The organism is Streptomyces hygroscopicus subsp. hygroscopicus, from assembly GCF_001553455.1.
In the GTDB taxonomy this organism is placed as follows: domain Bacteria; phylum Actinomycetota; class Actinomycetes; order Streptomycetales; family Streptomycetaceae; genus Streptomyces; species Streptomyces hygroscopicus.
Map to the genome: position 1 here is coordinate 45,798 of NZ_BBOX01000033.1, position 7,806 is coordinate 53,603.

Here is a 7,806-nt window from a genome sequence, read left to right on the forward strand (position 1 = left end):
CCGTCTCCGGCCGCCCGGCCACCACGGTCCGCCGTGTGCCGGGCACATCGCGGGGGCGCCGGGTCCCGCCCGTCTCCGCCGAGGCGCGCCCCGGATGCGGGCGGGGCGGGTTGGCGCGGCTGAGCGGCGTCCGCCGTGGACCAGGCCCGGCGCACCTTGACCCGGGCGCGCCCTGACCCGGGCCCGGCGCGCCCTGGTCCGGCTCCGATGCACCTCGTACACACCGCGACGACGCGCACGCCCCGCCCGCCGGTTCGTCCAGACTGAAGGGCACCCCGGGCGCAGGCGGGGCGGGACGACCCGGCTGAGCGACGTCCGCCCCAGCCCCGGGGGCACAGCCCAGCGACACCCGCCACGACGCGGACCCGGCGCGCCCCGCCCCGGACCCGATGCACCCCGTACACACCGCGACGACGCGCACGCCCCGCCCGGCCCGGCGCCCAGCCCCAGAAGCGCCCCGAGCGCGGGCGGGGCGGGACGGCACCGCTGAGCGGCGTCCGGCGGAACGTCAGGCGACGCCCGGCGAGACGTCAGGCGGAATCCGCCAGGACCGTGAGCGGAACCCGGCGGGACGTCAGGCGGAACCCGGCAGCACCGTGCGCACAGTCCGGCGGGGCCTACGCGAAGTCCAGCAGGACCTTGCACGACTGGCTGCGGTCGGCGGCCTGGCCGAACGCCTCCGCCGCCTCCCGCACCGGCCGTACCGCGCTGATCAGCGCGTCGAACGACGGCTCGGCCGCCAGCAGCCGCAGCGCGTCGTCGAACTCCGCGTGGAAGCGGAACGCGCCGCGCAGGTCGATCTCCCGGGCGACCAGCAGGTTTCCGGCGAACGGGCTCTGCCCCGGCGGCAACATGCCAAGCTGGACGACCGCCCCGCCGCGCCGCACCCGGCGCAGACAGGTGTCGAGCCCGGCGGCCACACCCGACGCCTCGATCGCGACGTCCACCTCGTCCGAGGGCCAGTTCGGGTCGTCCGGGTCGTCGGCCCGTACGCACGCCGTCGCACCGGCCGCCGCCGCGAACTCCAGGGCCCGGGGCAGCAGATCGGTGACCGTGATGGACGCGGCGCCCGCCGCGCGGGCCGCCGCGACGGTCAGGCAGCCGATCGGGCCGGCGCCGGTGACCAGCACGTCACGGCCCGCCAGATCGCCCGCCCGGCGCACCGCGTGCAGCGCCACGGACAGCGGTTCGGCGAGCGCCGCCCGGCGCGGCTCCAGCCCCTCGGGCAGGGCCCGCAGCTGCACCGCCGGGACGGCGATACGGGAGGCGAACCCGCCCTGCACATGCGGGAAGCGTGCGGCGCTGCCCAGGTAGCGGGTGTCCCGGCAGACGTTGGCGCGGCCGTCGGCGCATTCGGGGCACACCCCGCACGGGGTGGCCGGGTGGACGGCGACCGGGGTGCCAAGCGCGGGCCCGGTCGCGCCGTCGCCGTAGGCCACGACCGTGCCGACGACCTCATGGCCCAGCAGCATGGGCTCCCGCAGCCGGAAGTCACCCACCCCGCCGTGGCGGTGGTAGTGGAGGTCCGAGCCGCAGATCCCGCCGTAGCGGACCGCGACCACGGCCCGGCCCGGTCCCGGCTCGGGCTCGGGGAGTTCCTCGACCCGCAGGTCGCCCTGCCCGTGGATCACACAACCCAGCACCATCCGGCCAGCCTCCTCAATCACTTCCACAGATTCCCAACAGGGTTCACAGCGGGGGTCCCGGCAGGGGGCCGCCAGCGGGCGGCCCGGCAAGGACCCCGGTAGGGGGTCAGGGCCCAGCAGAAGGCCGGGGCCAGCAGGGGTGTCCCCGCAGGGAGCCCGGCAAGGGCCCCGGCAACGGGCCAGGACCCCGCAAGGGCCCCAGCAGGGGGCCGGAACCCAGCAGTGGGCCCAGCAAGGACCCCAGCAGAGGGCCGGAACCCGGCAACGGGCCAGGGCCCAGCAGAGAGCCGCGGCCCGGCAGGGGCCAAAGCAGGCAGCCCGGCAGGGGCCAACGCAGAAAGCCCAGCAGGAGCCAACGCAGGCGGCCCGGCAGGGGCCAGCGCAGGGAGCCCAGCAAGGCTCACAGCACGCTCGTCATGCCGCCGTCGACGTACAGCACCTGTCCGCTGACGAAGTCCGAGGCGGGGGACGCGAGATAGAGCAGCGCGCCGACCAGGTCCTCGGTGCGGCCCCAGCGGCCGGCCGGGGTCCGTCCGCGTACCCAGGCGCTGAACTCCTCGTCCTCGACCAGCGGCCGGGTCAGCTCGGTCTCGATGTAGCCGGGGCCGAGCCCGTTGACCTGGATGCCGTACCGGCCCCAGTCCGCGCACATGCCCTTGGTGAGCATCTTCAGCGCGCCCTTGGTCGCCGCGTACGGGGCGATTCCGGGGCGGACCACCTCGCTCTGCAGCGAGCAGATGTTGATGATCTTGCCGTGGCCGCGGGTGGTCATCCGCCGGGCGGCCTCCCGGCCCACCAGGAAGGCGCTGGTGAGGTTGGTGTCCACGATCTGCTGCCAGGCGGTGTCGGTGAACTCCAGCAGCGGCGCCCGGTTCTGCATCCCGGCGTTGTTGACCAGGATGTCGAGCGGCCCCACCCGCTCCTCCACCTCGGCGATCCCGGCGGCCACGGCCGGGCCGTCGGTGACGTCGAACGCGGCGGTGTGCACCGCCGCTCCGGCGCCGCCGGAGTCGGCGACGGCCTTCGCGGCCTCCTCGAGGGCCCGCGGATCGCGGCCGTTGAGCACCACCGTGCAGCCGGCCTCCGCCAGCCCGCGGGCGAGGGCGTGGCCGATGCCCCGGCTGGAGCCGGTGACCAGCGCGGTGCGGCCCGCGATGTCGAAGAGCGGATGTGTGGTCATCGCGTGCGTACCCCTACCTCTTCCACCTCTACTCGCCTCGCATGCGACAAGGTGCTAGATCACCAGTGACAGCAGCAGGACGAAGGCGAGCGCGACGACGGAGATGACCGTCTCCATCACGGACCAGGTCCGCACCGTCTGCCCCACGCTCATCCCGAAGTACTCCTTGACCAGCCAGAACCCCGCGTCGTTGACATGGCTGAAGAAGAGCGATCCGGCGCCGATGGCCAGCACCAGCAGCGCCACATGCGTGCTGGACATGTCCGCGGCCAGCGGCGTCATCAGCCCGGCGGCGGAGATGGTGGCCACGGTCGCCGAGCCGGTGGCGAGCCGGATGGCGACCGCGATCAGCCAGGCGAGCAGCAGCGCGGAGACGTTCCAGCTCTCCGAGATGTCCATGATCATCTTGCCCACGCCGATGTCGATCAGCGTCTGCTTGAACCCGCCGCCCGCGGCGACGATCAGCAGCATCCCGGCGATCGGCGCGAGCGAGTGCTCGACGGTGGAGGAGATGCGGTCCCGGGTGAAGCCCGCCGCGCGGCCCAGCGTGAACATGCCCACGATCACCGCCGCCAGCAGCGCGATCAGGGGGGCGCCGATGACGTCGGCGACCCGCTGGACGTGGTTCTCCGGGTCGTCCACCACGATGTCGACGAGCGCCTTGATGAGCATCAGCACGACCGGGAGCAGCACGGTGGCCACGGTGACGCCGAATCCGGGGCGCCGTTCCAGCTCCTCCGACGGGCGCGTGGGGACCAGCCCGTCCGGCGGGGTGACCCGCACCCAGCGGTCGGCGACGCGGGAGAAGACCGGGCCCGCGATGATGGCGGTGGGCACGGCGATGAGGACGCCGAGCGCCAGGGTGATCCCCAGGTCGGCGTGGACCGCGTCGATCGCGGCGAGCGGGCCGGGGTGCGGCGGCACCAGTCCGTGCATCACGGACAGGCCCGCGAGTGCCGGGATGCCGATCCGCATCAGCGAATAGTTGCCGCGCTTGGCGACCAGCAGCACCACCGGGATCATCAGCACCATGCCGACCTCGAAGAAGAGCGGCAGCCCGATGATGCCCGCGATCAGCACCATCGCCCACGGCATCGTCCGGTCGCTCGCCTTGGCGAGGATCGTGTCGACGATCTGGTCGGCGCCCCCGGAGTCGGCGAGCAGCTTGCCGAGGATCGCACCGAGGGCGATCAGCACACCGACGCCCGCGACGGTCGACCCCAGCCCGCTGGAGAAGCTGGTGATGACCTTGTCCAGCGGGGCTCCCGCGACGGCGCCGAGCACCAGTGAGCCGATCGTCAGCGACAGGAACGCGTGCAGCTTGGTCTTGGTGATGAGGAGGACGAGGACGGCTATGCCGACGAGGACGGCTATGCCCAGCTGTGCGTGACCGGCCGACGTGATCGGGTCGGCGGTGTCCGCTGCCAGCATCTCGACGCTGAGTCTGCTCACGGGCGGGTTCCTAACGTGCGTTACTGGTGTTCGAGCCGCCGCAGCGCGTGGGCGGCCCGCTCGGTGATGATCTTCGGCTCGGGAGCGACGTCGACGGCCACGCCGCGCTCGTCCTCCTGAAGGGGTTCGAGCGTGGCGATCTGTGAGTCGAGCAGCTTCTCGGAGAAGAAGTGGCCCTTGCGTTCCCTCATCCGCTCGGCGATCAGCGAGCGGTCACCGGTCAGATGGAGGAAGACGATGCCCGGCGCGGCGGACCGCAGCCGGTCGCGGTAGGCCCGCTTGAGCGCGGAGCAGCTCACCACCCCGCCGCCCTCGGCGTGGTGGTGCGCCCAGGCACCGATGGCGTCCAGCCAGGGGCGCCGGTCGTCGTCGTCCAGCGGGGTCCCGGCCGACATCTTGGCGATGTTGGCCGGCGGGTGGAAGTCGTCCGCCTCGGCGTACGGAACGCCGAGTTCCGCCGCCAGCAGGGGGCCGACCGTGGTCTTGCCCGTACCGGACACTCCCATGACCACGACAACCTGGGGGGCGTGCATCGTTGAAACCTCGCTGTCTTCTTCGACCTCGGCGCCGGGCACACTCAACCCCACAGATACGACGTATTCAAGAGCCTGTGACTTAAAAGTCATACTTATTTGGGAGGTGGGTGGCCACGTAGGCTGAGCGCATGGACGAACAGGGGCCCGAGGGCCGTGGTCAGAGGCCCAGGGGCCGGGGGCTGCACGACCGCGTCCTGGAATCGCTCGGCCCCGCGATCACCGCGGGCGACTACCCGCCCGGCACGGTGCTCCGCACGGACGAACTGGAGCGGCGCTACGACGTCTCCCGCACGGTCGTCCGGGAGGCGGTGCGGGTCCTGGAGTCCATGCACCTGGTCGAGTCCCGTCGCCGGGTCGGGGTGACGGTGCGCCCCACCGAGGAGTGGGACGTCTTCGACCCCCAGGTCATCCGCTGGCGCCTGGCCGGTCCCGACCGCCCCCGCCAGCTGCGCTCCCTGACCGCCCTGCGCTCCGCCATCGAACCGGCCGCGGCCGCGCTGGCCGCCGAGCACGCCACCCCCGAGCAGTGCGCCGAACTCACCGAGCACGCGCTCAACATGGTCGCCACCTCACGCGGCCAGCAGCTGCCCGCGTACCTGGTCCACGACGTGGCCTTCCACCGCGTGATCCTGCGCGCGTCGGGCAACGAGATGTTCGCCCGCCTCGGCGACGTCGTCGCCGAGGTCCTGACCGGCCGCACCCAGCACCGCGTCATGTTCAGCGACCCCGACCCGGAGGCGGTCACCCTCCACGTCCGCGTGGCCGAAGCGGTCCGCGCGGGCGACGCGGAGGCGGCGGAGCGCTACACGCGGGAGATCACCGTGGGGGCCCTGCGGGAGCTGGACATCCTGGCCCCGTGAGGCGGCCCCGGCTGACGGCCCCGAGCCCGCCGGCCGGCCGCGGCCCGCTCCGGCTGTCGGCCGGGCGCGGGCCGGTCTCGATCCACTTCCAGGCGCTGTTCGGGACGGAAGACGTCCGGGAACAGGGTCACCCTGCTCCCTCCGAACGGGATGTCTGAACCGTGTGCGGGCGGGCTCACGGTGTGCCGGGGAGGGACACCTGGGGCCAGTGTTCGTACCACCGCTGGTCGGCCTCGAGCTGGGCCGCCAGCGAGATCAGCACGGGCTCGCTGCCCGCCGGGCCGAGGAGCTGGGCACCCAGCGGCAGGGTGCGCTCGGGATCGGCGAACCCGGCGGGCACGCTCATCGCGGGCCAGCCCAGGACGTTCCACGGCCAGGCGTACGGGCAGGCCGCGATCATCGCGCGGTCGGTCTGCCAGCTGGAGAGGTGGGCCATGGCCCCGATCCGCGGCGGCGGCGTGGCCGTCGTCGGGGAGAGGACCACATCGAACCGCTCGAAGATCGCCCCGACCCGGCGCTGCAGCGCCTCCTCGTGCGCCCGCGCCCACCGCAGCGCGGCGCCGCACAGCAGGCGGCCGTTGCGGGCGGCCGAACGGGTGCGGACGTCCAGCAGGAGCGGGTCGGGGACCCGGCCGGACCATTCCATGAGCCCGGCCGTGGCGCGCGGCAGAAAGGAGAGCCCCACCAGCCCATAGCGCGGCTCGGCCGCCACGACCTCATGGCCGAGGGCCGCCAGCCGCTCGGCGAGCCGGACGACCGAGTCCCGCACGACCGGGTCCAGCCGCTTCGGCGTCCCCGTGAAGGCCGTCTTGAACGAGAGGGCGATCCGCAGCCGCCCCGGGTCGCGTTCCACGGCGGACAGCACGTCAACCGGCTCCGGGCAGTGCAGGTCCCCCTCGCAGTTGCCGCTCGCGACGTGCAGCAGCAGCGCCGCGTCGGCGACCGTACGGGCCAGCGGCCCGATGCAGGTGATGCCGTTGAAGGACTCGACGTCCGGCCAGGTGGAGATCCGGCCGCGCTGTGGCTTGATGCCGACGAGGTGGGTCCAGGCGGCGGGGATACGGATCGAGCCCGCGCCGTCGGAGCCGAGCGCGGCGGGGACCAGACCGGCGGCGACGGCGGCCGCGGCGCCGCCGGAGGAGCCGCCGGGAGTGTGCTCCGGGTTCCAGGGGTTACGGGTGTCGCCGAAGGCGGGCCCCTCGGTGAACGGCCACTGGCCGAGTTCGGGGGTGTTGGTCTTGCCGACGATCACGGCCCCGGCCGCCCTCAGCCGCCGGACCGCCTCGCCGTCCGCCACCTTGACCGGGAAGTCTCCGCAGCAGCCGAAGGCGGTGGGTTCACCCGCCACGTCCGTGTCGTCCTTGACCGCGATCGGCACCCCGAGCAGCGGCAGCCGCTCCCCCGCCGCCAGCCGCCGGTCGGCCTCGGCGGCCTCGCGCAGGGCGGCCTCGGCCCGGACCCGGCGGAAGGCGTTCAGGGTGGGCTGGGTCTCGGCGATACGCTCGAGCGCCCGCTCGACCAGCGCACGGGAGGTCACCTCGCCGCCGGCCAGGGCGCGGGCCCGCTCGCCGAGACCCGTGGGAATGACGCTGGTCACCGTGGACCTCCTCGGGTGAGTTCGGCCACTTCCCCTTTACCCCAGGCGGCTTCTCCTCGCACCCTGGGCAACGGTGATGACCCGTTTCCTCGACTTTCACCATTTTCACCACGTTCATCACGATCATCGCTGAGCACAGAGGACACCCGCATGACCGACGCCGCGGCGCGCCGCACCCGCCTCCGCTCCCGCACCGGAGGCCCCTCCGACGACTGGGACCGTCTGATGGAGCACCTGCTCGGCTGGGCGCTCGTCGTCGTCCTCGCGATGCTCACCACCCGGCTCGGGATCCTCTAGCGAGCCTTCGAACCGCTCCCCCGGGCAGCGGCCCGGCGGCCGTCCAGCGGAACGACAGCCACCCAGCGGACCGGCGACCCGCCCAGCGGAACGACAGCCGTCCGCTGCTAGAACAGCGTCTGCTGCCCCGGCGTCGGCGGCTCCTCCTCCCCGAACAGCTTCGGCGGGGTGGTGAGCAGCGGCGCCATCCGGCGCGAGCCGGGGCAGGAGATCAGCTCATAGCCGGAGCGCCGCCCCG

The 7,806-nt window shown here is 73.5% G+C and carries 7 protein-coding genes; 2 read left to right on the forward strand and 5 right to left on the reverse strand.

What is annotated here, in order from left to right; all coding sequences use genetic code 11:
• Positions 1-617: 617 nt before the first annotated feature.
• The 4 genes from AXW62_RS05050 to AXW62_RS05065 form a co-directional block, all read right to left on the reverse strand.
• On the reverse strand, positions 618-1,646 hold the full coding sequence (locus AXW62_RS05050) for an L-idonate 5-dehydrogenase (protein ID WP_060943420.1): 1,029 nt from the start codon (positions 1,644-1,646) through the stop codon (positions 618-620).
• 400 nt (positions 1,647-2,046) lie between these two features.
• Entirely contained in the window at positions 2,047-2,826 is a 780-nt protein-coding gene (locus AXW62_RS05055; protein WP_060943421.1) for an SDR family oxidoreductase, read from the reverse strand.
• A gap of 54 nt (positions 2,827-2,880) precedes the next feature.
• Complete coding sequence (locus AXW62_RS05060; RefSeq protein WP_060943422.1) at positions 2,881-4,278, reverse strand: GntT/GntP/DsdX family permease; 1,398 nt, start codon at positions 4,276-4,278, stop codon at positions 2,881-2,883.
• Positions 4,279-4,298: 20 nt separating this feature from the next.
• On the reverse strand, positions 4,299-4,811 hold the full coding sequence (locus tag AXW62_RS05065; protein ID WP_060943423.1) for a gluconokinase: 513 nt from the start codon (positions 4,809-4,811) through the stop codon (positions 4,299-4,301).
• Positions 4,812-4,942: 131 nt separating this feature from the next.
• On the opposite strand from AXW62_RS05065, the gene AXW62_RS05070 reads away from it, so the two are divergent.
• Positions 4,943-5,674, forward strand: a complete 732-nt coding sequence (locus AXW62_RS05070; protein WP_060943424.1) for a FadR/GntR family transcriptional regulator — start codon at positions 4,943-4,945, stop codon at positions 5,672-5,674.
• A gap of 175 nt (positions 5,675-5,849) precedes the next feature.
• Here the strand turns inward: AXW62_RS05070 and AXW62_RS05075 are convergent, their stop codons facing one another.
• A complete protein-coding gene (locus AXW62_RS05075; protein WP_060943425.1) occupies positions 5,850-7,271 on the reverse strand; it encodes an amidase in 1,422 nt (473 codons plus the stop codon).
• Between the two features lie 150 nt (positions 7,272-7,421).
• On the opposite strand from AXW62_RS05075, the gene AXW62_RS42465 reads away from it, so the two are divergent.
• Positions 7,422-7,568, forward strand: a complete 147-nt coding sequence (locus tag AXW62_RS42465; protein ID WP_107308575.1) for an SCO1431 family membrane protein — start codon at positions 7,422-7,424, stop codon at positions 7,566-7,568.
• Positions 7,569-7,806 lie beyond the last annotated feature (238 nt).